Raw genomic sequence first — 25,241 nt, 5'->3', positions numbered from 1 at the left:
TGTATGAGAATAGTTTTCCATCATCACTCATTTGCAAGAAATGGATTTTCATCGTGGAAACTATGGGGAACGCCGCGACGCATTTCGCCGTGGATTCCGTGGTGGGCGTGGTCAATCGGATCAAGGCGCGTCTGCCCGAGATGAGTGGTGCGATGTCCAAGATTGCCAGGTTCTTGATCGAGAAGCCACAGGCCCCCTTGGAGCTTTCGATCAAAGAACTCGCCGATGAAACCGGCACCTCGGCAGCCACCGTGACCAGATTCTGCCGTTTGATCGGCTACACCGGTTATGCGCCGTTCCGAGTCGGTGTCGCCTCCGACGTCGGCCGCTCCGACGCCCGGGAGTCTTGGAAAACGGACATCGGGCGGGCCTTCGGCCCGGATGATTCGCCGCGCGACGTACTGAGCACCCTGATGAATGCGCATACCCGGTCCTTGCAGGAGACCGCCGCGGTACTCGACCTGCGGTTGATGAAAAACCTCGCCCGGCGATTGGCCCTGGCCGAACACGTGGACATCTACGGCATCGGGGGCAGTGCGGTGATGGCCAAGGAACTGCAGAACCGGCTCTATCGGATCGGCATCCCCACGCATCATTGGACCGAAGTGCACGCCGGCCTGACCAGCGCATCGCTGCAGAATCCGGAGTGCATCGCGATCGGCATCTCGAATACCGGGCGCACCGAGGAGACCATCCAGATGCTGCGCCAGGCCGGCCTGGCCGGTGCCAGTACCGTGGCGTTGACCAACAATCCGAACTCTCCACTGGCCGAATCGGCGGACTTCCAAATCACCACCAGCGTGCACGAGCAGTTCCTGCAGCCCGATGACCTCTCGGCAAAACACGTGCAACTCCTGGCCATGGACCTCCTCTACTTGCTGGTGGCGCAGGAGAATTTCCCCCGGGCGACCGCGCAACTGGCATCTTCGGCAATGGCGGTGGCCCCGCATCGCCGGCCCGGCCGGGCGATTTCCGCAGCCGAGCACATGGCTCGGCTGACCCCGCATTCAGTCGATCGAAAGAGGAAGAACATTGTCTGATCTCATTGGGCGCACGGAAGAAAAAGCCTTGATGCAGGACTTCAGCGAACAGGTCTCCAGCCGGCTTTCGCAGCTCGCGGAAACCGCCGACGCCGGCGGGTTCGACGCCGCTGTCCAGCTGTTCGCCGATGCGGTGCGCGCCGGCGGCGTGATCCAGGCATTCGGGACCGGCCACTCAGAGGCCTTCGCGATGGAAATCGCCGGCCGGGCCGGCGGGCTGATTCCGACCAGCCGGATCACCCTCCGGGCCCTGGTGCTGCGCGGCGGGTACCAGCCGGAGATCCTCACCGGCTCCGCTTTGGAGCGCAACCCCGAGGTGATCGGCGATCTGCTCTCGCTCTACCCGATCGATCCGCGGGACGTGTTCCTGATCGCTTCGAATTCCGGGGTCAACGGTTCGATCGTCGAGCTGGCCCTGGCCGTGAAAGCCCGCGGCCACAAACTCATCGCGGTGACCAGCCTGGCGCACACCAACGCGGTAGAACCCAAGCATTCCAGCGGCAAGCGGCTCAGTGAAGTGGCCGACGTCGTGATCGACAACCTGGCGCCGTTCGGCGACACCACTTTGACCACAGCGGACGGCACCGGCGTGGGGGCCGTGTCTTCGTTGACGGCGGCCTACATCGCCCAGTTGCTGACCATCGGCACTGCGGCGAAATTGGCCGAATCCGGGGAACGCCCGCCGTTCTACATTTCGGCGAACGTCCCTGGCGGGGATGAACACAACAATGCTCTGGAGGACCTCTATGCCGAGCGAATCCGGCAGGTTTCATGAGCTGGGCCCGATTGACCCGGGCAGTGCAATGGCGCCACAACAGCAATGACAATCGCACCATATAGGGAAGGCAAGAAATGACTATCGAGACCAAATCTTTTGAACGGCGCGGCTTCCTGCGCGGCGCGCTCGCCGCAGCCGTACTGGTCCCGCTCGGCGGCACGCTGGCATCCTGCGCGTCCGGCGGCGGCAGCACCTCCGGGGGCGGCCAGACTGGCACCGTATCCGACTCGAACCCGTTCGGTTTGGCGGACAACTCGACCATCGACGCGGTAGTCTTCGACGGCGGATACGGCATTGACTACGTGCAGTTCGCTGCCGACGTAGTGAAGAAATCCCATGGCGGAGTAACCATCAAGGTGTCGCCGTCAACCGACATCTCCGGAGAGCTCCAGCCCCGCTTCGCGGGCGGGACCCCGCCGGACTTGCTCGACAACTCCGGTGCCAAGTCAATCGGCATCAGCACGATCCTGGAGCAGCTCGAAGACCTCAACTCGGTGATCAACGCCAAGAACCTCGAAGGCACCCCGATCAAGGACACGCTGTATGAAGGCGTGACGGCTCCGGGCACCTTCGGCGGAAAATTCGTCGCCCTGAACTATGCGCTCACCGTGTATGCCGTGTGGTACTCCGGCTCGCTCTTCGAAGCCAATGGGTGGACTCCGCCGAAGACCTGGGACGAGGCTCTGGCACTCGGCGCCAAGGCGGCAGAAAAAGGCATCAAGCTCTTCGTTTGGGGCAAGCAGGCGGCAACTTACTACATGGAACTCGCGGTCAGCTCAGCAGTCAAGGAAGGCGGCGACGAGGTCCGGATCGCGCTGGAGAATCTCAAGGCCGATTCATGGTCGCACCCGGCTATCCAGGCCGTGTTCAACAAGATCGCCGAGGCAGTGCAGAAGGGTTACTTCGTACCCGGCGGCTCTGGCACCGATTTCAAAGTGGCACAGGCGCAATGGGCCAATAAGCAAGAGGCCCTGCTCTACCCTTCCGGTTCCTGGATCGAAAACGAAATGAAGGACCAGACCAAAGCGGACTTCAAGATGGCCGGGGTGCCGGCGTTCACGGTTTCCGCGAACTCCAAGCTGCCCGCCGAGACGCTGCACAGCGCAGCGGGCGAGCCGTTCATGATTCCGAGCAAGGGAAACAACGTGCCGGGCGCTAAGGAACTGCTGCGCACGATGCTGTCGAAGGACGCCGCTACCAACTTCGCCAAGACCAAGTTGGCGCCCACCATCGTCAAGGGCACGGTACCGGCCGACGGTTTCGGTTCCACCGCGCTGGTTTCGCAGACCAAGATGATCGAAGCCGCCGGCAGTAAAGTCTTTACTTTCAATTTCAATGACTTCTACGGCACCAACAAGGACTTCCTCACGCTGTGGAACAGCTTCTTGGACGGGCAGTCCGATGTGGCGACGCTGACCTCCGAGTCGCAAAAGATCTTCGACAAGATCCGCAACGACTCGTCGGTGACGAAGGTTGAAGTGAAGTGACTTCTGTTCCATTGAAGCCATCGGCGGGTGGCGACGACAACGTCGCCACCCGCCGTGGCGGCAGGAAGAAGCTCACCTGGGACAAGGTGAGTTTCTTCCTGGTGTTCCTGGGCTTGCCGCTGGCGTTGTACTTGTTTTTCGTAGTCTCCCCGTTTGTTCAGGCGATCTACTATTCATTGACCAACTGGTCCGGCTTTACGACGAACTTCACGTTCGTGGGGCTCGACAACTTTGTCAAAGTTTTCCAAGACGAACTGTTCATGAAGGCCCTGCTGAACAACGTGATTCTGGCGGTCATCGTGCCGATCGTCACGATCGTCATCGCTTTGATCTTTTCCACGATGGTGACCATTGGCGGGCCGAGTCGGGGACAGATCCGGGGTCTGAAGGGTTCAAGCTTCTACCGGGTGGTCTCATTCTTCCCCTATGTGATTCCGGCAATCGCCATCGGCATCATCTGGGCTCAGGTCTACACCCCGAATGGCGGGCTGTTGAACAGTATCCTCGGGCTATTCGGGATCGAGGGCTCGAATTGGCTGGGCTCGGCGAGCACTGCGATGGGCGCCAGCATTTTCGTCATCATCTGGGGCTTGGTGGGCTTCTACATGGTGCTGTTCATCGCGGCGATCAAAGGCGTGCCGGCGGAGATCTACGAAGCGGCCAGAATCGACGGTGCTGGTCGCTTCCGATTGGCGGTCTCGATCACCATCCCGTTGATTCGCGACAATGTACAAACGGCCTTCATCTACATGGGAATCCTGGCTCTGGATGCCTTCGTCTACATGGCGGCACTGAATCCTGACGGTGGTCCAGAGAATTCAACCTGGGTGATGGCGCAGAACCTGTTGCGGACGGCATTCACAAAAGGCAGTTTTGGCTTGGCTTGCGCCATGGCGGTCATCGCAGCGCTGTTGACCCTTTGCTTTGCCGGCTTGGTTTTCCTGGTGAACAAGCTCACCGGTGGAAGTAAGGACACCTCGTACTGATGACTGCTCAATTGACTTCACCGCCGAAAACCCGGGCCGCATCAGGGGCTTTGGATCTGCGCAAGCCCAAGACCAGCACCGGGGACAAGGTCGTTGGCGGCGTTTCGCACACGATTTTGGTGATCTGGTCGGTCATCGTGGTGCTGCCGTTGCTCTGGACTTTGTTGAGCTCGTTCAAGACCAGCTCCGAGATTTTCGACTCCCCCTTCGCCTTGCCCAAGGTTTGGCGATTTGAGAACTATGCGAACGCCTGGACGGATTCGAAGATCGGCGGGGCATTCCTCAGCACGATCATCGTCGTCGGCTGTTCCTTGGTTCTGGTGATGCTGCTTGGCTCAATGTGCGCCTACGTCTTGGCGCGGTTCAAGTTCTGGGGCAGTCGCGCCATCTACATCGGAATGCTTGCTGGTCTGACGTTTCCAATCTTTTTGGCCATTGTTCCGTTGTTCGGAATCTTGCAGAGTCTAGGCCTTTTGGGCACCCATCTTGGGCTGATCCTGGTCTTCGTCTCGTTCGCGCTCCCGTTCACGGTCTTCTTCCTGTTCTCCTTCTTCAAATCTCTGCCCTTCGAGATCGGTGAAGCCGCTGCGATCGACGGAGCCGGGGAGTGGCGGACCTTTTTCCAAGTCATGCTGCCGATGGCGCGGCCTGGATTGGCATCCGTGGCGATTCTGAACTTCGTGGGCTTGTGGAACCAATATCTGCTCGCCGTGGCCTTGAACGCCAGGGTTCCGGAGAATCGACTGCTTTCACAAGTTTTGGGCGCGTTCGCGACCGGTGCGAACTACAACGTCAACTACGGCTCATTGTTCGCCGCGGTAGTGATCACCGTAGTCCCGGTGCTGATCGTCTATGTCATCTTCCAACGCCAGCTGCAAGGTTCAGTGTCGCAGGGAACGATGAAGTAACTTCCAATCAATAATTAATGCACTCTGGGTGGTGGCATCAACAATTGTTGATGCCACCACCCAGAGTGCATTAATCCTTAAGGGTATGCCGAGCTATTTCGCCACAAACAGCCACGGGCCGTCCGCGGTGCGCCAGCCAAGGAACATCGGGCCGCTGTAGGTGCAACGCTGGGTAATCGTGAATCCACTTCGTTCCATGCGGTCCTGCGCGCCGTAGCAAGCATTTTCGTTAGGCAGGAAATACGTTCCAGGCGCGAGTGCGCCGGCCAGAGGGGCGGTGAGTAGAGCGCCGCCAGCGATCGCTCCCGCAATTGTAACGGCGCCGATCGAATTTCTGATTAATTTCTTCACTGTCTATATCCTCTTCGAAAATAGGCAACATTTATTCGTTAAAGACGAGTTAGTAATCAATAACGATGTTTTGGAGTCTATGTGAAGATGTTTATCCGGACAAGCGTGATTGGCTGTGACTGTACCTGTGAATTTGCGGCAACGTTGGACAGTTGGCTTCTTGCCCGGGGCAACCCGGGCGCAGCTGTTTTCGCAGAAAGGGAAGCGGACGGGCCGGCGGGGCTAGGCGGAGGCCTTCCGGGCCCGGTAGGCCGCCACGTGCGTCCGGTTCGCGCAGTTGCCGGTGTCGCAGAACCGGCGGGAACGGTTCTTGGACAGATCCAGCACCACGGCGTGGCAGTCCTCCGCAGCGCAGATCCTCAGCCGCGCCAATTCGCCGGCCCGGACCACATCGGTCAACGCCATGGCTGCCTCGACGCCGATCCGCACGGCGAGTTCCGCTTCCGGTGCGGTCGCGTGCAGGTGCCAATCCAAGCCGTCGTGCTTCACCAATTGCGGCAGGGCTTTCGCTTCGCGCAGGATCGCGTTGGTTTCCTGCACCATCACGTCCTCGGGGGCACTCCAGAGCCCGGCGAGCCGGCTGCGCAAAGCCAGCACGCCACGCAATTCGGCCGCGTCGTGGGTCCTGGAGCCGCTGTACTGCTGCGCTTGGACGAACTCGTCCAGCTCGTCGAATGTGCGCAGGGAGTCGGCATTCGCGCCGGTGTTGACCAAGGCCGCGACGCCGCGCAGCGCGTCCTCCGTGTCATGAGCAAAGACCATGTTGGCTCCTGATTCAGACAAAGCGTATTGTCATTAGCGTAACTCACTTTGCTGATGACATGAGCGGTAGCTCAAGAAATCTGCAGGATGCGGCGTGCCGCGGGATCAAACGACGGAATATTTGAGATGACCATGAACACCACTTCGCGCACGGCGTTGTCCGGTCTGGGACTCGCTTTGGCTTCGGCTGCGGCCTTCGGCTTTTCCGGCACCTTCGCGAAGTCGCTCTTCGAATCCGGCTGGTCCTCCGGAGCCGCCGCGCTGGGCCGGATCGGCGGTGCTGCAATCGTCATGCTGGTCCCGGTGGTTTTCGTCCTGGTGCGTCGATGGGCAAGTGTGTGCGGATCGCTGTGGCGGATCGCGGTATACGGCATGGTGCCGATCGCTTTGTGCCAATTGTTCTTCTTCAACGCGGTGCAGCACCTCTCCGTGGGTGTTGCGCTGCTGCTGGAATACCTTTCCCCGGTGTTGCTGGTGCTGTACAGCTGGGCGTTGACCCGGCGCAGCCCCCGGGTGTTGACCATTGCGGGCGCGCTGAGCGCCATCGGCGGCTTGTTCCTGGTGCTCGACCTGAACGGCAGCCAGTCGATCGACGTCGTCGGGGTGCTTTGGGGCCTGGCCGCGGCGGTCTGTTCCGCGTTCTACTTCATCATGTCCGCCCGGGCGGACGATGTGGTTCCGCCGGTGTTGATGGCCGGTGGCGGAATGGTCTTCGGCGCGCTGCTGATCGGCATCTTGGGCCTGACCGGGTTGATGCCGCTGACCATGAGCACCTCGGATGTGGTTTTCGCCGGTCAGCGGGTCAGCTGGCTGGTGCCGTTATTGGGTTTGGTGCTGCTGAGCACGGTGTTCTCCTATGTCTTCGGCATCATGGGCGTGCGTCGCTTGGGCACTCGGATCGCCTCTTTCGTTTCCCTCGTGGAAGTGCTCTTCGCGGTGCTCTGGGCTTGGCTGCTGTTGGCCGAATTGCCGCGCACGATCCAGCTCCTGGGTGGGCTCCTGATCGTGCTCGGGGTGGTTCTGGTCCGGGTCGGCGAGCTGCGCCAGGCGGACTCTGCGGGCCCGGACGCGGGGCACGATCCGGCAGCCGAGTGGACGCCGGAGGCTTCGGCATTGCCGGACCGGAACCCGGCGGGGGAAGAACTATTACCGGCCGAAGCTGCGCAAGCGCAGCGAGTTGGCCACCACCAGGACTGAACTCGCGGCCATCGCGATGCCGGCGATCATCGGGTTGAGCAGACCGAGTGCGGCCACTGGAATGCCCAAAGTGTTGTAGGCGAACGCCCAGAACAGGTTCACTTTGATGGTTCGCAGGGTGGCCCGGGAAAGGCCGATCGCGGTGGCCACCTGGGCCAGATCGTTGCCCATGACGGTCAGGTCTGCGGCTTCGATCGCGACGTCGGTTCCGGAACCCATGGCAATGCCCAGATCCGCTTGCGCCAATGCTGCGGCGTCGTTCACACCGTCGCCGGCCATCGCGACCGTGGCGCCGCCGGCCTGGAGCCCGCGTACGACGGCGACCTTGCCTTCCGGCCGTACCCCGGCATGCACGTCGACAGCCGGAATGCCGACGGCGGCCGCGACTTCCGCGGCGCTCCCGGCATTGTCCCCGGTGAGCAGCAGCGGGCGCAGGCCGAGGGCACGCAATTTCTCGATCGCGGCAGCGGAGCCGGGCTTCACGGAGTCGGCGAGCACGATGGTTCCGGCGAAAACACCGCCGACGGCCACCTGGAACTGGGTGCCCACGGCCTGGCTGGGCGCCCCGGCGGCTACTCCGTTGCGCTTTAGGAAATCCGCAGTGCCGGCGAGTACCGCGCGGCCGGCCACCGCGCCCCGGATGCCGCCACCGGCGGTCGCCTGGAAATCCGTGACCGGATTGAGCGGGCCGGCCGCGGCCGCGATGATCGCTTTGGCCACCGGGTGTTCGCTGCCCTGCTCCAGGGCGCCGGCCAGGGCCAGGAGCTGCTCGCGGTCCATTCCGGCTGCCGGTTCCACTGCGCTGACGGCGAGCTGCCCACTGGTCACGGTGCCGGTTTTGTCGAGCACGATGGTGTCCACGGTCCGGGTGTCTTCGAGTACTTGGGGCCCCTTGATCAGGATGCCCAGTTGGGCGCCCCGGCCGGTCCCGGCGAGCAGGGCCACCGGAGTCGCCAAACCCAAGGCGCAAGGGCAGGCGATCACCAGTACCGCCACCGCGGCGGTGAAAGCAGCTTGTAGATCTCCGCTCAGGATCCACCAGAGTGCAAAGGTGAGCACGGCGATGCCGAGCACCACCGGCACGAAGACCGAACTGATCCGATCGGCGAGCCTGGCGATCGGGGCCTTGGAACTCTGCGCCTGACTGACCAGCCGGCCCATCTGGGCCAGGGTCGTCTCGCTGCCGACCCGGGTGGCGCGGACCAGAATCCGTCCCGAGGCGTTGATCGTGGCGCCTGTGACCGGGTCGCCCGGCGCCACCTCGACCGGAACCGACTCCCCGGTGACCAAGGACGTGTCAATGGCGGAATGGCCTTCCAGGACTTCGCCGTCGGCGGGCAGCTTCTCACCCGGCCGGACGACGAACACCTCACCGACCGCCAGCTGTTCGGCTGGGATCTTGAATTCCTCGCCGTGCCGCAGCACGGTGGCGTGCTTCGCGCCGAGGTTCAACAGTGCCATCAGCGCGTCGCCGGCTTTCGCTTTCGACCGGGCTTCCAAGTAGCGGCCCAGCAGCAAGAACGTGGTGACCACCGCCGCGACTTCGAAGTAGAGCGCCGGGTGCCCGGCGCCGGCCATCTCCATGCCGGCATGCGCGGTGAGGGCCGGATTCGCCAGCAGCTCGCCGAGCGAGAACAGGTAGGCGGCGCTCACCCCGATCGAGACCAAGGTGTCCATGGTCGACGCGAGGTGCCGGGCATTGGCCACCGCGGCCTTGTGGAACCCCCAGGCGGAATAGCTCACCACGGGCAAGGACAGGGCGGCCACTACCCAGCCCCAATGGGCGAACTGCAAAACCGGAAGCATCGAGATCAGGAATACCGGCAGGGTCAGTATTCCGGCAACCAGCAGCCGGGGCAGCAGCTCGGCGGCGCCGGAATGCGGGGTCGGCTCCCCGCGGTCCGGACGCGCGGCCTGCACGGTGGCGCGGTAGCCGGTGGCTTCGACCGCGGCCAGCAGCTCGGCGTCGCTGATTCCCGCCGGCACCTGCACCCGGGCCGACTCCAGGGGCAGGTTCACCACCGCTTGTACGCCGTCGATCCGGTTGAGTTTCTTCTCCACCCGGGCGACGCAGGAGGCGCAGGTCATCCCCTGGATGTCCAGGTCGACGAACCGCTCTGAAGTGCTGGGGGATTTCATCTGCTGCCTCCGGTGCTGGCTGCACGTGTGGGACGCGGCGTCATTTCGGGCGCGCGAGAGAACGGGTTGCCGATCGCTCGGCTGGTCGGGGTGGAGCTGGCGGATCAGGCCCGGTCGGCGACGACCAAGTATCCCGCTTCGGCGACGGCTTCGCCGACTTCGGCGTCACTGAGCTCGCTCGAGGAGCTGATCGTGGCTGTGGAGATGCCGCCGGCGTTCAACTCGACGTCGACGTTTTCCACGCCGGCGATCGAGCTGAGCTCCTCGGTGACCGAATTGACGCAGTGCCCGCAGGTCATCCCGGAAATGGAAACGGTGGTGGTGTGATTGCTCATGGGTCTTTAGCTCCTCAGCAGACGCGAAATCGCGTCGGTGGCTTCTTGGACTTTGTCTTTGACGATTTCCGGGTTGCCGGTCCGGGCGGATTCTTCGGCAGCGCCGACGACGCAGTGGTCGATGTGCTCCTGCAGCAAGCCGATGCTCACCGCGTGCAGGGCTTTGTTGACTGCGGCCATCTGGGTCAGGATGTCAATGCAGTATTTGTCTTCCTCGACCATCTTGGCGATGCCGCGGACTTGGCCCTCGACGCGACGGAGCCGTCGCAAATAGGCCTGTTTTTCTTCGCTGTAGCCGTGTGACATGATGCCAAGGTATACCCCATCGGGGTATAAGTCAAATACCCCTAGGGGGTATTAATTCACCTTTTGGACCTTGCTCAGGCGGAACTCGAAGCCGTCCAGCAGCAGTTCGGTCCGCTCCAGCAGCAGTCGGTACATGCCATCGTCGATGGCGCGCAGGGTTTCCGCGGCCAGTACGGGATCCTCCTGCGCCGACCAAGCCGCGCGCTGTTCGTCCCGGACCAGTACGCCGTGCGCATCGCGGGAACGGAAGATCTCTTCGGAGATCATGGTGTCCATGGTGATATGGCCGACCACGTCGACTGCCATGTTCGCATCCGCGGCGCTGAATCCGAATCCCATCAGGTCCTGCGCGATCTTGGTGGCTGCCGAAATCAGGCCTGCCGGGGACGGCCGCATCATTTTGATCTCTTGGCTGGCTCCGGGGTGACGGTCCAGGAAGTTCCAGAACGACGTGGCGAAGTCCAGCAAATAGCCCCGCCAACTGTCGCCTGGTTCCGGCCATTCCTGTTGCGTGAGGCCGAAGTCGACGGCGAGCCGGACCAGGTCTGCGCGGTCGGTGATATGCCGGTACAGCGAGCTCTGCCCGACGCCGAGGCGCTTGGCGACTTTGGTCGACGAAATCCCGTCCAGCTCGGCCAGCGCGGCCCGGCCGATGGATTCCCGGGACATTATTGCCGGGCGACCGACGCTGCGCCCGGTCAGTCCTCGCTTGTTCTCAGACATGGTCTCTTTCTCCGGGGTCGGCCGATCCTTGATTGCTTCCCCCATAGCCAGGATACGCTCGTGCCCGGACTTGCCGGAATGTGAATAATCCATTGATTGGAAAATTGATCTACGTTTTGGTTGCCTGTGTGCACTGTCGATGGCCGGCATTGCCCGGTGGCGGTGGTCGGGAAATACGATAACCGATCCTTAATACGTAAGTAGATCTTGATAATGATCTACAATCGACTGCGCAAGAAGGAATTCACGTCGCATTTATCCCGGCGCTGCTGAATGGAAAGGTCTTTTGGCATGCCAATCGGCGGGGACTAAGCCAATTTAAAAGGAGAGGTGCAGGCCGGCGCGGGAAATCCGGCCGGCCTGCACCCCCTTCGTCGGCTTGCCCCAGTACGTTCTGAGTGCATGCCGTACCGCTATTCCGTAAGGATCACAGGCCCCAGAGGCGGGCGATCAAACGAAGGACGAACTCGGACATGGTGTGCACGGCCGGTCCAATGAAGGTGTAAAGCGTCGCAATGAGGTCAGCAATAGTGTGCATTGTGGCTCCTGTGATTCAAGGGGGATTTTTTCGGGGGCAATCAGTGCAGGCCTGCATTCTGAATATACTGCCCAAGTTCACCCTTGAGAAGAGCAAATTTGAATTTTTTATCACACTAAATTGAGACAGTCTGTCCTATATGTTCTGTTCATATTGCCGCTGCGCTGAAGTGGGCAGTCAGTGTTGTTTCCGGACGGCTTCCTCTTTGAGTTTTCCCTGCGAAAGTCAAAATTTCCGATCGGTCATTCCGGCGAGCCCTGATCATGGGTGACCACCACGATCGTGGTGCCGAGATCCCGGGTCAGGTTGCGCAGCAGCTCGACGGCCCGCTTCTTCCGGTCCGGCGCCGAGACACCGCTTGGACGAGTGCTGCGCGGTGATCCGTGCTTGCTTGTGAGGGCCTAGCAGGGGCCTATTTGACCGCGCCCATGGAAAGCCCGCGGACCAATTGTTTCTGCGCCAGCCAGCCGGCGATCACCACGGGCAGCGAGGCGAGTACCGAGGCGGCCGAAAGCTTCGCCAGGAACAACCCTTCGCTGGTCATCTGCGAGACCAGGAAAACCGGTACCGTGGCGGCATTGGCCGCGGTCAGGTTGAGGGCGAAGAAGAACTCGTTCCAGGCGAAAATCACACAGATCAATGCGGTTGCCGCCAAGCCTGGAGCAACCATCGGAACCAGGATGGTCCGCATCGTCTTGAGCAGTCCGGCACCGTCCATCTGGGCGGCCTCGAGGACTTCTGCCGGCACTTCCTGGAAGAACGAACGCATCATCCAGACCGCGATGGGCAGGTTCATCGAGGTGTAGAGCACGATCAGCGTGCCGACGCTGTCCAAGACTTTCAGCTGCCCGGCGATCACGTAGATCGGCATGATCACCGCGACCACGGGCAACATCTTGGTGGAAATGAAGAAGAACAGTACGTCCTGGGTCTTTTTCACCGGGCGGATGCTCAAGGCGTAAGCCGCCGGCACCGCGAGCAGGAGCACCAACACCGTGGAGACGCCGGTGGCAAGCAACGAGTTCAGGAAGTAGCTTCCGGCGCCGGCGTTCAATACCGCACCGAATTGGTCCAAGGTGGGTTCGAAGACGAACTTCGGCGGGCTGGAGGCGGCATCGGATTCCTGCTTGAACGCGGTCAGCACCATCCAGAGCACCGGCGCGAAGAAGATCAAGGCAATCAGCCAGGTCAGCGTGGTCAAGGCCGAGGCGCCGACTTTCTTCCGGCGGGCCCGGGCGCCGTCCGCGCGGTCGATCGACTGGCCGGTGCGGAGCATGGCGGTCATAGTGCGTCCTTGGTCTCGAAGCTGCGGAAGATCAGTCGCAGGGCGAAGGTTGCGATGACGATTGTGGCGATCACGGTCACGACGCCCATGGCTGCGGACTGGCCGATGTCGAAGCCGAGGAAGGCCCGCTGATAGATGTAGAAAGGCAGATTGGCACTGGCTGTGCCCGGACCCCCGGCGGTCATCAGATAGATCTGGTCGAAGGTGTTGACCACGTAGATCGCGCCGAGCAGCACGCCGAGTTCGATGTAGCGGCGCAACTGCGGCAAGGTCACGAAGGCGAACGTCTTCCACCAGCCGGCACCGTCGATCTGGGCGGCCTCGAGCACGTCTTTCGGCTGCGCCTGCAAGCCGGCGAGCACCAGGAGCATCATGAACGGCGTCCACTGCCAGACCAGGGCGATCAGGATCGATACCACCGGGTATTTCGACGTCCAGTCAACCGCCGGAATGCCGACCAGGGAGGTGACCCAGTTGACCAGGCCGAAGCTCGGGTTGAGCATCGAGACGCTCCACAGTGTGGCCGAGGCCGCCGGCATGATCAGGAACGGGGTGATCAGCAAGGTTCGGACGACGGAACGGCCGCGGAAGCTGCGGTCCAGCAGGATCGCCAAGAAGATGCCCAGGATCATTGCGACGAAGACGCAGCCCAGGGTGATCAGGATCGAGTTGAACGCGGCGCCGCGGAAGGTCGAGTTCAAAAAGATGTCGGCGTAGTTCTTCAGGAAGACGAACTGATCGCTGTCCGGGCGGAGCAGGTTCCAGTTGCGCAGCGAATACCAAATGGTCAGCAGGAACGGGATCTGGGTGACCACGATGGTGAACACCAGAGCCGGCAGCAAGGGCGCCCGCCGCCGCCAGGCTTCGGCTTTGGAATACTCGAAGCCGGACTCGTCCGGTTTGCCTGCTCGGGCCGCGCCGTGCCGTGCGGACCGGTCCCTGACCGCCGTCGTCATTTTCCAACTCCTGTTTGGTAGGACTCGCCGACCACTTGGGCGTATTGCTGAGCCTGTTCCAGGGCGTCTTCGACGCTCTTCTGGCCGGCGATCGCGGCGGAGATCTGTTGCGCGACCTGGGTGCCCAGGTCCTGGAATTCCGGAATCCCCACGAACTGGAGACCGGGGTAGGGCACTTGCTGCACCATGGAGTTTTCCTGCGAGGCGTTGTTCATCGCATTGAGTGTGGGTGCTGCGTAGGCTTGGGCGACTTTCGCATATTCCGGAATCTGGTAGGTGGACAGACGGCTGCCTGGCGGCACCCGTTCCCAGCCGATCCGGTTGCCGACCAGTTTGATGTAGTCCTTGTTCGTCATCCAGGAGATGAAGTCCCAGGCGGCGTCTTTGTTTTTCGAAGTGTTCGGGATTGCCAGCGACCAGCTGTACAGCCAGCCAGCGGAAGCGGTGTTCTTGACCGGAGCCGGGGCGTAAGCGGTCTGCCCGGCGACTTTGGAGGACTTCGGGTCCTCCACCGAGGACACCATGGCTGTGGCGTCGTACCACATGGCGGCCTTGCCCTGGCTGTACCGGGTGATGCAGTCGCCGTAACCGCTGGTCGCCGCGCCCGGTTGTCCGTAGGCGTTCAGCAGTGAAACGTAGTCGTTGACTGCGGATTTCACCTGCGGGGAATCGAGCTTGGCGTTCCAATCCTGATCGAACCACTGGCCGCCGTAAGTGTTGATCATGGTGTCCAGGGGCGCCATCACCTCGCCCCATCCGGCCAGCCCACGCAGGCAGACGCCGGCGAAGTCGTTTTTCTTGTCGTCGAGCTTCGCCGCGAACACTTTGATGTCGTCCCAGGTGGGATTGGCCGGCATGGTCAGTCCGGCTTTGTCGAAGAGGTCCTTGCGGTAGGCCACGAAGGAGGACTCGCCGTAGAACGGGACCGAGTAGAGGTTGTCCTGGTAGCTCAGCGCGTCCTTGATCGTGGGGATGAAATCATCCGGGTCATAGCCCGGAGTCTTGTCCGCGTAAGGCTGGAGGTTGCTGATCCAGCCGTTTTTGGCCCACATTTCGGTTTCGTAGTTCGAGATCATCACGACGTCGAACTCGCCGCCGCCGGTTGCCACCGAGGCGGTGATTTTTGCCCGGGCCTCGTTTTCCGGCAGCGAAACGAACTTCACGTTCACGTCCGGATAGGCCTTGCGGAAGTCGTCCTGCAGTGAGATCGCATCGTTCATCTGGGGATTGGCGACGATTGCCACCACAATGTCGGTCTTCCCGCCCGCGCTCGCAGAACAGCCGGTCAAGGCCAACGCGAGGACTGCCAAGGCGGCTGCCGCGGCCTTGAGCTTGCCGGGGGCGCGACGGCGTTGCGCTGCCGGGCGGGGGGAGAACTTCATTGGGCTACCTTCCCTGTACTTGCTCAAATGAGTATTCACTGAAGCTCATTTGTTAAGTGACTTTAGTCATATATACTCATTTGAGCAAGACCTGCTGCTCATTCGTCCGAAATATTCGCGATTTCGGTGCGACGATCCAGTAGTCGCACCTTCCACGCCCGCGTCAGAGGAAGCCATGACCGCCATCCAGCCAGACCACGAAGAGCTTTTAGCGCTGATCGGCAAGGAGTACTACCTGGACAACCTGTCCAAGGTGGACATTGCGCAGCGCTACGGGATCTCCCGGTTCCAGGTGGCCAGGTACCTCGACGAAGCCCGGGAAGAAGGGATCGTGCGGATCGAAGTGCGCTTCCCGGGCTCGGCGGGAGCCGTGGATCCGGCGCGGCTCGCCGAACGCCTGGGCATCACCCGGGTGGTGGTGGTGCGTTCGCACAACGATGAGGTGTTGCAGCGGGATCTGTTGGCCCAGGCGGTTGCCGCGGAATTGATGGCGGCGACGCGGTCCGGGATGACGGTCGGCGTTTCCTGGTCGCGCACACTGGACGTTGCGGCCCGGCATGTCACGCGGCTGCCCAAATGCGACGTCGTCCAATTGGCCGGGGCGTTGCCCGGAACCGGCAACTCGAACCCGCTGGAACTCATCCAGCGCTTGGGCCGGGTATCCGAAGGGCAGGTCTGGCCATTGTGGGCGCCGTTGGTCGTGGACAGTGCGCAAACTGCGGCCGGGCTGCGGCAGCAACCTGAAATTTCCACGGCGTTGACCAAAGCCGACTCGCTGGATCTCGCAGCGATTGCCATCGGTGCCTGGAGCCCCGGGCTTTCCACGGTCTGGGACCGGGTGGACAACCTGGTGCGGCAAGCCGGGATCGCCGCCGGCGCAGTGGCGGAATGTTCCGGTCGGCTGGTCGACGCCCGCGGCGAGTCGGTGCGCTCGGAGCTGGAGGGCCGGGTTCTGGCGGTGACGCTGGCCCAACTCAAGCGGACGCCCGCGGTCATCGCGGTGGCGCAGGGTGCGGCCCGGGCGGCGGCTGTGCGGGCCGCGATCGCCGCCGGGATCGTCAGTACGCTGGTCGCCGACGAGGAACTCGCCGCGGCGCTTTCCAGCGGGGCCAATGCGGCCGAGGAGCCGGGGCATCCGGATCGGGCCGGGCTGTCCGGCGGGGCGGGCTGAACATGGCGCAGATCGCGGTCGGCATCGATTCCTCGACCCAGTCCTGCAAAGTGCTCACCGTGGACGCGGCCGACGGGCGGGTGCTCAGCCAGGGCAGCGCCGCGCACCCGGACGGTACCGTGGTCGATCCGCGAGTATGGACCGAAGCGTTGCGTGAGGCCTGGGTGCAGGCCCGGGTGACCGATGCCGGGAAATCGGTGCTGGGCGTTTCGGCGGCGGCGCAGCAACACGGAATGGTGGCGCTGGACCGGGGGAACCGTCCGGTCTTCGATGCGCTGCTGTGGAACGACACCCGCAGCGCACCGCAATCGGCGCGGATGGTGGCCGAGCTCGGCGCGCAGGTTTGGGCGGAAACTGCGCAGGTGGTTCCGGTGCCTTCGTTCACGCTCACCAAGCTCGCCTGGCTGGCCGAGCGGCACCCGGAATCGGCGTCGCAGGTGCGACGCGTCTGCTTGCCGCACGATTGGCTCAACCTGCAGTTGGCCGGAAGCTTCAGCACGGACCGCAGCGATGCTTCCGGCACCGGCTATTTCAGCCCGGTCAGCAATTCCTATCTGCCGGAATACCTGCAGCGCTTCTTCGGCGCGGTACCCGACCTGCCCGAGGTGCTCCGGCCAGACCAGTCGGCCGGCCGCTTGATCGACGAGTGGGGCTTGCCGACCGCGGTGCTCGGCGCCGGTGCCGGCGACAACGCGGCTGCGGCGCTCGGCTTGGGCATCGAACCGGGCGATGTGGTGGTTTCGGTGGGCACGTCGGGAACCGTGTTCACCAGTGCGGCAACGCCGCCGATCGATCCGTCCGGGCAGATCGCCGGTTTCGCCGATGCCACCGGGCAGTATCTGCCGTTGTTGGCGATGATCAATTCCGCACGGATCATGAGCGCTGCCGCGAAGCTGTTGCGGGTTTCCCTGGCCGAGCTCGATGAGCTGGCATTGGCCGGCGCTGCGGATGCCGACGGCATGCTGCTGCTGCCCTACCTGGATGGCGAGCGGACGCCGAACCTGCCGGAAGCGCGCGGGACCCTGCTCGGGCTGAGTCGGGCTTCGATGACCGCGGAGAACCTGGCCCGGGCCTCGGTGCTCGGGGTGCTCAATTCGCTCGCGGACGGGGTGGCCCGGATCAAAGCCGGAGGAATTCCGGTGCGTCGGGTGCTGCTGATCGGTGGCGGTGCCAAGTCGAAGGCGTTGCGCCAGGCTGCGGCCCCGGTACTGGGCGTTCCGGTGGAAGTCCCGGCTCCGGCGGAATATGTCGCCCTGGGTGCTGCCAAACAAGCGGTTTGGGCGGCAACCGGTGAGTTGCCGGTGTGGCAGCGTCGGATCGAAGAGCGGTTCGAGCCTTCCGGCGAGTGGGGTCCCGAACTGCGCGGCCGCTATGCGGAAGCACGCAAGGCAAGCTACGGGGTGTGACCCTGCGCCACCTCGCACCCTGACCGCGGGTCGGCGTTCAGCCCAGCAGGCTCCGTACCGTGGCCCGGGCGCCGTGTTCGTGCAGGCTGTCCAGCGCGGTGCGGTACGCGGCGACGAACCGCGCGTCGTCCACCAAGTCGCCGAAAACCTCACGATCGCTGAGGAAAGCCAATTTCTCTTCCCGTTGCCGGGCGGCAGCGGACATCAGCCGGTCCTTGAGCGCATCCACGACCTCGATCGGTGCTCCCTGTTCGTCGAGGCCTTCGGCGTACCTGGCCCAGGCAGCCACAACCGCCGCGCTGCGTTCGATGTCGCCGCCCCGGGCCAGGTTGATCCGAATCACCGGCACCAGCCATTTGGGGATCCGGTCCGAGCTTTCCGCGCACAACCTGGCCAGGGTGTCCCGGACGTATTCGTTGGAGAAGCGGCTGATCAGGGTGCGCTTGTACGCGGGCAGGTCGATCCCGGGCACCGGGGAAAGCGTCGGTGTGGCTTCGCGGTCCATGTACCCGGTCAAGAACTCGACGAATTCGGGATCCTGGCATACTTCGTGCGCGTACCGGTACCCGGCGAGGTAGCCGAGGTAACCGATCGCCTGATGGCTGGCGTTGAGCAAGCGCAGTTTCATCAGTTCATAGGGCTCGACGTCGTCCACCAGTTGCACGCCGGCGTCCTGCAGCGGCGGGCGGCCGTCGGCGAAGTGGTCTTCGAGCACCCATTGTTCGAAAGGTTCGCAAACCACCGGCCATTCGTCGGTGATGCCGAAATCCGCAGTGATCGCGGTCCGGTCTTCGTCCGTGGTCACCGGGGTGATCCGGTCCACCATCGAATTGGGGAAGGGCACTTCCGCCCGCATCCAGGCGGCCAGTTCCGGGTCTTTCAATTCGGCGAAAGCGGTGAACATCTTTCGGGCCACGTCGCCGTTGCCTTGGATGTTGTCGCAGGACATCACGGTGAAAGGCCCGATGCCGAGTTCCCGGCGGCGTGCCAAAGCCGCGACGACGAAGCCGAAAGTGGTTTTCGGCAGGGCCCCGGGCTGCAGGTCGTGCTGCACATCCGGGTTCTCCGCGTCGAACTCCCCGGTGACGTGGTGGAAGTTGTAGCCCCCCTCGGTCACGGTGAGCGAGACGATTCGGATTTCCGGTGAGGCGAGTTTCGCCAGGACTTTTTCCGGGTCTTCCGGGGCGAACAAGTATTCGGTGATCGAGCCGATGACCCGGGCCTCGCGCGTGCCGTCCGGATTCTTCAGCAACAAGGTGTAGAGGCAGTCCTGGTCTTTCATGACTTGGGCCATCTTGGCATCGTGCGGCAGCACGCCGACTCCGCAGATCGCCCAATCCAGGGCCTCGCCGCGGTTCATCAGCCGGTCCAGGTACATTGCCTGGTGCGCCCGGTGGAAGCCGCCCACGCCGAAATGCACGATGCCGGTGCGCAAGGCGGAACGGTCGTATTCCGGTACTGCCAGTGCTGGGGGGAGGTCTGCCAGTGCGGCAGAATTCAGGTTCACCATGGCGGCCGTCCTTGGCGTGAAGGGTCAGTTTTCACAAACCGTATCATATGAGCACTGAAGATTTATCAAATGTGCAGGCGGTGGACGGCTATTGGAAATCCCGCGATTTCATCGGAACCATCAGCTCCAAGGGCTCGAAATGATCCGCCAAGAGATTCACTACCCCCTCGGGCGAACGTTCCAGGATGCCGCGGACCAGCAAGCCCTCGGATTCCCGGACGATCCGGCGGAAGCGCTTCCAGGCGCCTTGCGAGCAGACTACATTGACCAGCCCGGTTTCGTCTTCCAGGTTGATGAACGTGATGTTGTTCGCGGTCGAGGGCCGTTGCCGGTGGGTGACCACTCCGCCGACCAGGACTCGCCGGCCGGGCTCCGCAGTTTTGAGTTCGTTGGAACGCAACACTCCTCGTCGGTTCAACGCCGGACGCAGATGGCCCATCGGGTGGTCGCCCGGCGAAATCCCGGTGCTGTTCAGATCGGCGACGAGTTTGTCCCATTCGGAGAACGCCGGCAGCATCGGCGCCTGGTAGTTCGCAGCAGTCCCCGGCAATTGGTCTTGCCGCTCCGCCGCCGCAGGTCCGGCTTCCCAGAGTGCGGCGCGGCGGCCTTCGGCCAATGGTTCGAGGGCGCCCGCCGTCGCGAGTGCTTCCAATTGCGCCGCGGTCGGTTCCACCCTGCGGGCCAAATCCGCCAAGTCCAAGAAGTCTCCGCCGGATTCGCGTTCGGCCACGATCCGTTCGGCCAGCTCTTTGCCGATCGCTTTGATGCTGGTCAAGCCCAGTCGCACCACGAAGCCGGGATCCCGGCGATGGGCGGCGAAATCGAAGTCCGTTCCCGGGTCGAAATCCTCGACTTTGTCATGCTTTTCGCGCAGACAGGACCCCAGTCCGGACGCTGCCCGGGGCTGCGGCTGAGCAGCTGGATCCTTCGGCTCCAGCATGGCGTCCGCCCCGGAGCGCAGCACATCCGGTTCGCGGACTTCAACGCCGTGCCGCTGGGCGTCTTCCACCAGGGTCCGGGCGGAGTAGAAGCCCATCGGCTGGGCGCGCAACAAGGCCGCCAGGAAGGCCGCCGGGTAATGCAATCGCAGCCAGGCGCTCGCATAGACCAGCAAAGCGAAGCTGAGCGCATGGCTTTCCGCGAAGCCGAAACTGGCGAAAGCGGAAATCTGGCCGTAGATCCCCCGTGCGGTTTCCGGGTCGATGCCGTTCTTCGCCATCCCGGCGAAGAGTTTCTCCCGGATCGATTCGATCTTCTCCTCACCGCGTTTCGAACCCATGGCCCGGCGCAGCAGATCGGCGTCCTGGGCATCGCAGTTCCCCACGGCAACCGCCATCTGCATGAGCTGTTCCTGGAAAACCGGCACCCCGAGGGTGCGCTTGAGCACCGGAACCAAATTGGGATGGGCATAGGTTTCTGCTTCGGTTCCGGCTCGGCGGCGCATATAAGGATGTACCGCTCCGCCCTGGATCGGCCCGGGCCGGACCAGGGCCACTTCGACCACCAGGTCGTAGAACTCACGCGGTTTGAGCCGAGGCAGCATGCCGATTTGGGCCCGGCTTTCCACTTGGAAGACGCCGATCGAATCGGCCAGGCAGAGCTGGTCGTAGACCGCGGGTTCCTCTTTCGGCAGAGTCGCCAAGGTCCACTCTTCGCCGCAGGATTCTTTGACCATCTCGAAGCAGTACTGCAGGGCGGCGAGCATGCCCAGGCCGAGCAGGTCGAACTTCACCAGGCCCATATAGGCGCAATCGTCCTTGTCCCATTGCAGGACCGTGCGTTTGTCCATCCGGGCATTTTCGATCGGACAGATTTCGCTGACCGGCTGATCGGTGAGCACCATGCCGCCGGGGTGGATGCCCAGGTGCCGCGGGAATTTCGAAATCTGCTCGGCCAGATCCATCACTTCGGCCGGAATGTCGTTCTCCGGTTTGGCTCCGGGCAGTTGGCCGTAGGGGTTTTCCAGCTGTTTCGACCAGGCGTCCTGCTGGCCCGGGGAGTAGCCCAGGGCTTTGGCCATGTCCCGGACCGCGAACTTCGGCCGATAGCTGACCACATTGCTGACCAGGGCGGCATTGCGCCGGCCGTAGGTGTCGTAGACGTGTTGGATCACTTCTTCGCGGCGTCGGGCGTCGAAATCGACGTCGATATCCGGCTCTTCGTCCCGGGTCACGTTCAAAAAGCGCTCGAACGGCAAATCGTAGAAAATCGGGTCGATCGCGGTGATGCCCAGCACGTAACAGACCGCGGAGCTGGCTGCCGAGCCCCGGCCCTGGCAGAGGATTCCTTTTTCCCTGGCGAAATCCACGAGCTCTTTGACGATCAGGAAGTAGCCCGGGAAGTCTTTCTGCTCGATCACGTCGAGTTCTTTTTCGATCCGGGTTCGCTGTTTTTCGGTCAATTCCGGATACCGGAGGGCGGCGCCTTTCCAGGTTTCTTCGCGCAGGTGGCTCATCTGGGTATGCCCGTCCGGCAAGGGGAGTTTCGGCAGCCGGGGTTTGGCTTTGATCAGCGGGAAGGCCAGTTCGTCGGCCAATTCCACGGTGTGCCCGACGGCGCCCGGGAACCGGGCGAAGCGTTGCGCCATCTCAGCGCCGCTGCGCAGGAATGCCTGCGGCCCGGCCGGCAGCCAGCCGTCCATGTCGGCGAGCGAACGGCGGGCCCGGACCGCGGCGAGTGCTGCGGCTACCCGGTGTTCTGCGGGAGTCGCGTAATGCACGTTGTTGCTGGCGATCGTGGCGAAACCATTCCGGCTGGCAAGCCGGTCCAAGAGGTCGTTGTGCCCGCTGTCCTGCGGGTTGCCGTGGTCGTAGAGTTCGACCAGAACCCGGTCTTGGCCGAAGAGGTCGGCGAGCCGGCCCAGCTCGCGTTGTGCGGCCCGGCCATCGTCGTCGTTGCGCAAATCTTCGGCAAGCGCGCGCCGGACTGCGCCCTTGCGGCAGCCGGTGAGCACGAACCAGTCGCCGCCGGCTTGGCCGGCAAGCGCTTCGAGGTCGTAGACCGGGCGGCCTTTTTCCGCGCCGTGGGCCAGCTGGCCCTGCGTGATCGCGCCGGAAAGCCGATGGTAACCGGAGGTGCCGCGGGCCAGGATCAGCAAATGGTCGCCTTCCGGATCGGCCTCGCCATTCTGCGGTTTGCTCAGTCCGAGCGACAGCTCGGCTCCATAAACGGTGCGCAACTCCGGGTAATCCTCTGCTGCCTCGGCCAGCTGGGCGGCGCCGTAGAAGCCGTCGTGATCGGTCAACGCGAGGCCGTGCAGCCCGAGCCTGGCGGCTTCCCGGACCAGTGCCCGGGGTGTGGAAGCTCCGTCCAGGAAGCTGAAGTTCGAATGCGCGTGCAACTCGGCGTAAGGCGCGACCGGTCCGGCCGGCGGCGGTACTGGTGCGGATGCCGGCCGTTCGCGTTTCCGACTGGTGGGCGAATCGTCGATCCGGGGTTTCGCCTCCGGTTCCGGGCCGGCTTTGCCGGAGAGCGCCCGGTTGAAGTCGGCCCAGTGCATGGGCGGGTTATGCCAGCCCATGGCAGGTCCTCGCGGTATCCGCTGCGGGGCTCGGCGCTTCAGTCATAACGGGCCTCCGCAGACCACCGGCCGTCTTTGAGCAGGAGCAACCACGCCGCGTTCGCGCTGTCCAGGACTTGGAAACGGTACAGGCATTCGCCGGCGGGCTCCCACCAACGTTCGTGGACCGGCCAAGGACCGGCCCAGGCCTTGACCAGCCGGGGTACGCCGGAGAGCTTGCTTTCGAACTCCGCGGCGTCCGTTGCCGGAGGCGTGAAGAACGCAGGTTCGGCAGAAAGTTGCAGGCGTTCATCGACCTGGATTGCCGCATTGTGCCGATCTGCCACCTGGACTTCGGGCGGCTCGCGGAACAAGGTCGCCGGTGCCGGGCCGGGAAGCGCGCCCGGCCAGGGTTTGCGGTGGTCTGCGGCCAGTTCGGACAAGGGCTTTTCGGGTGAATCGCCCCAGGGGATGAGCACCCTGCGCCGGGCCAGCATCCGGCCGCCGGTGAGCGCCGCAGTGAGCACCGCACCGTGGCCGAGCATGCTCTGGACCCGGGAGAGGCCATGGTGGACTTGTTCCTCCGGTCCGTTCCCCCAGAGCCCCTGGCCATGGTGGCTGATGCTGTCCGTTTTCTCCGGGCTGATCCGGAGGCTGCTGATTCCGGAACCGAACTGCTGTTTGCCAGGGGCGTGGCCGGCATCGCCCTGGAGCTGCCAGCGGACCCGGTCCAGAACGTCGTCGGCATCGAAAAACCGGGGGTGCTTCCACACCCGCTCGGCATGTCCGCCGGAGTCGTCGTGCACCTGTACCCGTAGCTCAGTGCAGACCAAGCCGGCTTCGGTGAGTCCGTCGATGAAGCGCTCGGCCGAAGTCTTGAACGCGAACGCCACCTGGTCCACACGCTCCAGCGGTGGTTCGAAGTCGAGTGCGACGTCCAGGCGGACCGCCGGGGCACGTGGCACCACGCCGCGCGGGTCGAGGCCGCGGGCCAACAGGTGTGCCTGGGCGCCGTCGGGCCCGAAGCGGTTGCGCACGTTCAGCGGAGCCAGTGCGGCGAAGTCCCCCAAGGTCTTCAGACCCAGATTCTCCAGCAGGATGGTCAGCGCGGGTTGCTGCAAGGCGTCGAGACTGATGCTGGCCAGGAATTGCGCCGAGGCGCCGGGCTGGATGATGCGTACCCGGTCGGTGCGCCGGGCGGCCTGTTCTGCGGCGAAAATGCCATCCGCGATGCCGATTCTTCCGGATGCTGCGGCGAGGGCTTCCACACTGCGCAAAAGCACCTCGGCCGCGTGGTGCTCACTGCCGAAATAGCGGGCCGGCCCTTTGGCGCGTATCGCGCAGCTGCCGGGATCGAGCAACTGCACACCGGGCATGATCTGCTCCACCGCGGCGATGATGGGCTCGAACGCCCGTTTGTCCACCACTGGGTCGTAGGGGAAGACCTGCAGCGCCGGGCATCGGGACTGGGCTTCGCGCAATCGCAGGCCGGTCTTCACGCCGGAGCTGCGGGCGGCTGCGGAGCAAGCGAAAACTTGTCCTTGATGGATCAGGGCAATCGGACCGGCGGGCTCGGCACCGTATTCGTTGACCGCGGCGGCAGCCGACCAGTCCGGAAACTGGAGCACCATGGCCCGGGTCGCGTCGATCATGCGTTCACCGCAGTTTGCAACTCGAGCTGTTCCGGCGCCGCAGGCTGATCGGGCCGGTCGGCCGGGTTGCGGTCTGCGTTGATTCGCAGCTCGCCCTGCCGGACCTGCCCGCTGCGCCAATGGGCCGACACGGCCATGGCCCGTCCGTTCAGCACTCCGTAGCCTTCGCCGAGCCCGTCCCAGCGTTCTTCGCCGAGGCGCAGTTCCGCCTCGGCCTGTGGCCAAGCCCGCATGGCGACCACGACGCATCCGCGTTGCCTGATCCGGGCGGAGAGCCGCGCGGCTTGGCTGCTGGAAACCGAGCCGGGGGCGCGGAGCAGGAGTACTCCGACGACGTCGACCAGGGCTGCGGAGACCGTGAGCCATTGGTCCCCGGGTTCGGGGACCAGGACCAGCCGGGCCAAATCGATGCCCAGCTGGGCTGCTGCTTCGATGCCGAATTCCGGCATTCCGAGTACGGCGCACCAAGCTCCCGCGGCCGAAGGCCCGGCCAGCATCGCCATTGCCAGGGTGCTGGATTCGGCAACGCTGTAGGTGGCTCCGCGCTGCAAGCCCCCGTGGGGGAGCAGCCGGCCGAGCGCCGGGTAGGTGGGAAGCAAACGGCTGCCGAGTCCGGACTTTTCCAGCTGTTTGATCTTGGTGCGCAAATCATGGATCTGCGGCACGACGGATAGCGTGTTGTCCCGGCGTGTCGTACCGGGAAAATACTCCGAACGTGCTATCGAGGTCATGAATCCATGTTCGAATATATTTTCTAATAAGTCAATCGGGATGACCGGTAGATCTTCCATTCCAGCAGGCCGTACTGACAGAAATGCAATTGACAGATA

Annotated in this window: 21 protein-coding genes; 8 read left to right on the top strand and 13 right to left on the bottom strand. The window is 63.4% G+C overall.

From position 1 onward, the window contains the following. Positions 1-62 precede the first annotated feature (62 nt). From JOE69_RS09650 to JOE69_RS09630, 5 genes are all read left to right on the top strand, one after another. Positions 63-1,040 carry a MurR/RpiR family transcriptional regulator gene (locus tag JOE69_RS09650; protein ID WP_309801244.1) on the top strand — a complete coding sequence of 326 codons (978 nt, stop codon included), beginning with the start codon at positions 63-65 and terminating at the stop codon, positions 1,038-1,040. After that, positions 1,033-1,815, top strand: coding sequence for a sugar isomerase domain-containing protein (locus tag JOE69_RS09645; protein WP_309798192.1), 783 nt, complete (start codon positions 1,033-1,035; stop codon positions 1,813-1,815). The genes JOE69_RS09650 and JOE69_RS09645 overlap by 8 nt, the downstream gene beginning before the upstream one ends. A 77-nt stretch (positions 1,816-1,892) precedes the next feature. Next, positions 1,893-3,305 (top strand): N-acetylglucosamine/diacetylchitobiose ABC transporter substrate-binding protein, encoded by a 1,413-nt coding sequence (gene ngcE, locus JOE69_RS09640; protein WP_309798190.1) that lies wholly within the window; start codon positions 1,893-1,895, stop codon positions 3,303-3,305. Beyond that, positions 3,302-4,291 carry a carbohydrate ABC transporter permease gene (locus JOE69_RS09635; RefSeq protein WP_309798188.1) on the top strand — a complete coding sequence of 330 codons (990 nt, stop codon included), beginning with the start codon at positions 3,302-3,304 and terminating at the stop codon, positions 4,289-4,291. Before ngcE ends, JOE69_RS09635 begins: the two co-directional genes overlap by 4 nt. Further along, entirely contained in the window at positions 4,291-5,199 is a 909-nt protein-coding gene (locus tag JOE69_RS09630; RefSeq protein WP_309798185.1) for a carbohydrate ABC transporter permease, read from the top strand. The genes JOE69_RS09635 and JOE69_RS09630 overlap by 1 nt, the downstream gene beginning before the upstream one ends. 93 nt (positions 5,200-5,292) lie before the next feature. Here the strand turns inward: JOE69_RS09630 and JOE69_RS09625 are convergent, their stop codons facing one another. Together JOE69_RS09625 and JOE69_RS09620 are read right to left on the bottom strand one after the other, a co-directional pair. Next, entirely contained in the window at positions 5,293-5,550 is a 258-nt protein-coding gene (locus tag JOE69_RS09625) for a hypothetical protein (RefSeq protein WP_309798184.1), read from the bottom strand. 222 nt (positions 5,551-5,772) lie between these two features. Further along, entirely contained in the window at positions 5,773-6,312 is a 540-nt protein-coding gene (locus JOE69_RS09620) for a CGNR zinc finger domain-containing protein (protein WP_309798183.1), read from the bottom strand. A 132-nt stretch (positions 6,313-6,444) separates the two neighbouring features. Between JOE69_RS09620 and JOE69_RS09615 the strand changes: the two genes are divergently transcribed. Further along, on the top strand, positions 6,445-7,509 hold the full coding sequence (locus JOE69_RS09615) for an EamA family transporter (RefSeq protein WP_309798182.1): 1,065 nt from the start codon (positions 6,445-6,447) through the stop codon (positions 7,507-7,509). Here the strand turns inward: JOE69_RS09615 and JOE69_RS09610 are convergent. The 7 genes from JOE69_RS09610 to JOE69_RS09580 form a co-directional block, all read right to left on the bottom strand. Continuing rightward, entirely contained in the window at positions 7,459-9,648 is a 2,190-nt protein-coding gene (locus JOE69_RS09610; RefSeq protein ID WP_309798180.1) for a heavy metal translocating P-type ATPase, read from the bottom strand. The two genes, JOE69_RS09615 and JOE69_RS09610, sit on opposite strands and share 51 nt — an antisense overlap. A gap of 104 nt (positions 9,649-9,752) precedes the next feature. Next, the gene (locus JOE69_RS09605) at positions 9,753-9,983 is read right to left on the bottom strand and encodes a heavy-metal-associated domain-containing protein (RefSeq protein WP_309798178.1); all 231 of its coding nucleotides are present in this window, start codon (positions 9,981-9,983) and stop codon (positions 9,753-9,755) included. 6 nt (positions 9,984-9,989) lie between these two features. After that, positions 9,990-10,289 (bottom strand): metal-sensitive transcriptional regulator, encoded by a 300-nt coding sequence (locus JOE69_RS09600; protein ID WP_296362609.1) that lies wholly within the window; start codon positions 10,287-10,289, stop codon positions 9,990-9,992. 51 nt (positions 10,290-10,340) lie between these two features. Further along, positions 10,341-11,012: a TetR family transcriptional regulator gene (locus tag JOE69_RS09595; protein WP_296362611.1), complete on the bottom strand. Its 672-nt coding sequence runs from the start codon at positions 11,010-11,012 to the stop codon at positions 10,341-10,343. Positions 11,013-11,962: 950 nt separating this feature from the next. After that, the gene (locus JOE69_RS09590; RefSeq protein ID WP_374709693.1) at positions 11,963-12,835 is read right to left on the bottom strand and encodes a carbohydrate ABC transporter permease; all 873 of its coding nucleotides are present in this window, start codon (positions 12,833-12,835) and stop codon (positions 11,963-11,965) included. Continuing rightward, the gene (locus JOE69_RS09585; RefSeq protein ID WP_296362616.1) at positions 12,832-13,791 is read right to left on the bottom strand and encodes a carbohydrate ABC transporter permease; all 960 of its coding nucleotides are present in this window, start codon (positions 13,789-13,791) and stop codon (positions 12,832-12,834) included. The genes JOE69_RS09590 and JOE69_RS09585 overlap by 4 nt, the downstream gene beginning before the upstream one ends. Then, on the bottom strand, positions 13,788-15,173 hold the full coding sequence (locus JOE69_RS09580; RefSeq protein WP_309798175.1) for an ABC transporter substrate-binding protein: 1,386 nt from the start codon (positions 15,171-15,173) through the stop codon (positions 13,788-13,790). The genes JOE69_RS09585 and JOE69_RS09580 overlap by 4 nt, the downstream gene beginning before the upstream one ends. Before the next feature lie 175 nt (positions 15,174-15,348). On the opposite strand from JOE69_RS09580, the gene JOE69_RS09575 reads away from it, so the two are divergent. Both JOE69_RS09575 and xylB read left to right on the top strand, forming a co-directional pair. Further along, complete coding sequence (locus tag JOE69_RS09575) at positions 15,349-16,344, top strand: sugar-binding transcriptional regulator (protein WP_309798172.1); 996 nt, start codon at positions 15,349-15,351, stop codon at positions 16,342-16,344. A gap of 2 nt (positions 16,345-16,346) precedes the next feature. Then, a complete protein-coding gene (gene xylB, locus JOE69_RS09570; protein WP_309798170.1) occupies positions 16,347-17,750 on the top strand; it encodes a xylulokinase in 1,404 nt (467 codons plus the stop codon). Between the two features lie 37 nt (positions 17,751-17,787). Here xylB and JOE69_RS09565 read toward each other — a convergent pair whose 3' ends face one another. The 4 genes from JOE69_RS09565 to imuA' all read right to left on the bottom strand — a co-directional run bounded on the left by JOE69_RS09565 (position 17,788) and on the right by imuA' (position 25,142). Continuing rightward, positions 17,788-19,260 (bottom strand): mannitol dehydrogenase family protein, encoded by a 1,473-nt coding sequence (locus JOE69_RS09565; RefSeq protein ID WP_309798169.1) that lies wholly within the window; start codon positions 19,258-19,260, stop codon positions 17,788-17,790. An 88-nt stretch (positions 19,261-19,348) separates the two neighbouring features. Further along, positions 19,349-22,780, bottom strand: a complete 3,432-nt coding sequence (locus JOE69_RS09560; RefSeq protein ID WP_309798167.1) for an error-prone DNA polymerase — start codon at positions 22,778-22,780, stop codon at positions 19,349-19,351. A 38-nt stretch (positions 22,781-22,818) separates the two neighbouring features. Beyond that, positions 22,819-24,411: a DNA polymerase Y family protein gene (locus JOE69_RS09555; protein WP_309798165.1), complete on the bottom strand. Its 1,593-nt coding sequence runs from the start codon at positions 24,409-24,411 to the stop codon at positions 22,819-22,821. Beyond that, positions 24,408-25,142, bottom strand: a complete 735-nt coding sequence (gene imuA' / locus JOE69_RS09550; protein ID WP_309798163.1) for a DnaE2-dependent mutagenesis accessory factor ImuA' — start codon at positions 25,140-25,142, stop codon at positions 24,408-24,410. Before imuA' ends, JOE69_RS09555 begins: the two co-directional genes overlap by 4 nt. Between the last annotated feature and the right edge of the window lie 99 nt (positions 25,143-25,241).

It is taken from the genome of Arthrobacter russicus (genome assembly GCF_031454135.1).
GTDB classification, from domain to species: Bacteria; Actinomycetota; Actinomycetes; order Actinomycetales; family Micrococcaceae; genus Renibacterium; species Renibacterium russicum.
This window is presented reverse-complemented; position numbering and strand designations above follow the sequence as displayed.

Bases quoted from the DNA above. Each gene is read 5' to 3' on its own strand.
- JOE69_RS09615 (WP_309798182.1), top strand. From the start codon at position 6,445: ATGAACACCACTTCGCGCACGGCGTTGTCCGGTCTGGGACTCGCTTTG.
- JOE69_RS09620 (WP_309798183.1), bottom strand. From the start codon at position 6,312: ATGGTCTTTGCTCATGACACGGAGGACGCGCTGCGCGGCGTCGCGGCC.
- JOE69_RS09565 (WP_309798169.1), bottom strand. From the start codon at position 19,260: ATGGTGAACCTGAATTCTGCCGCACTGGCAGACCTCCCCCCAGCACTG.
- imuA' (WP_309798163.1), bottom strand. From the start codon at position 25,142: ATGACCTCGATAGCACGTTCGGAGTATTTTCCCGGTACGACACGCCGG.
- JOE69_RS09610 (WP_309798180.1), bottom strand. From the start codon at position 9,648: ATGAAATCCCCCAGCACTTCAGAGCGGTTCGTCGACCTGGACATCCAG.
- ngcE (WP_309798190.1), top strand. From the start codon at position 1,893: ATGACTATCGAGACCAAATCTTTTGAACGGCGCGGCTTCCTGCGCGGC.
- JOE69_RS09590 (WP_374709693.1), bottom strand. From the start codon at position 12,835: ATGACCGCCATGCTCCGCACCGGCCAGTCGATCGACCGCGCGGACGGC.
- JOE69_RS09560 (WP_309798167.1), bottom strand. From the start codon at position 22,780: ATGGGCTGGCATAACCCGCCCATGCACTGGGCCGACTTCAACCGGGCG.
- JOE69_RS09650 (WP_309801244.1), top strand. From the start codon at position 63: ATGGGGAACGCCGCGACGCATTTCGCCGTGGATTCCGTGGTGGGCGTG.
- JOE69_RS09605 (WP_309798178.1), bottom strand. From the start codon at position 9,983: ATGAGCAATCACACCACCACCGTTTCCATTTCCGGGATGACCTGCGGG.
- JOE69_RS09580 (WP_309798175.1), bottom strand. From the start codon at position 15,173: ATGAAGTTCTCCCCCCGCCCGGCAGCGCAACGCCGTCGCGCCCCCGGC.
- JOE69_RS09595 (WP_296362611.1), bottom strand. From the start codon at position 11,012: ATGTCTGAGAACAAGCGAGGACTGACCGGGCGCAGCGTCGGTCGCCCG.
- xylB (WP_309798170.1), top strand. From the start codon at position 16,347: ATGGCGCAGATCGCGGTCGGCATCGATTCCTCGACCCAGTCCTGCAAA.
- JOE69_RS09600 (WP_296362609.1), bottom strand. From the start codon at position 10,289: ATGTCACACGGCTACAGCGAAGAAAAACAGGCCTATTTGCGACGGCTC.
- JOE69_RS09630 (WP_309798185.1), top strand. From the start codon at position 4,291: ATGACTGCTCAATTGACTTCACCGCCGAAAACCCGGGCCGCATCAGGG.
- JOE69_RS09585 (WP_296362616.1), bottom strand. From the start codon at position 13,791: ATGACGACGGCGGTCAGGGACCGGTCCGCACGGCACGGCGCGGCCCGA.
- JOE69_RS09555 (WP_309798165.1), bottom strand. From the start codon at position 24,411: ATGATCGACGCGACCCGGGCCATGGTGCTCCAGTTTCCGGACTGGTCG.
- JOE69_RS09575 (WP_309798172.1), top strand. From the start codon at position 15,349: ATGACCGCCATCCAGCCAGACCACGAAGAGCTTTTAGCGCTGATCGGC.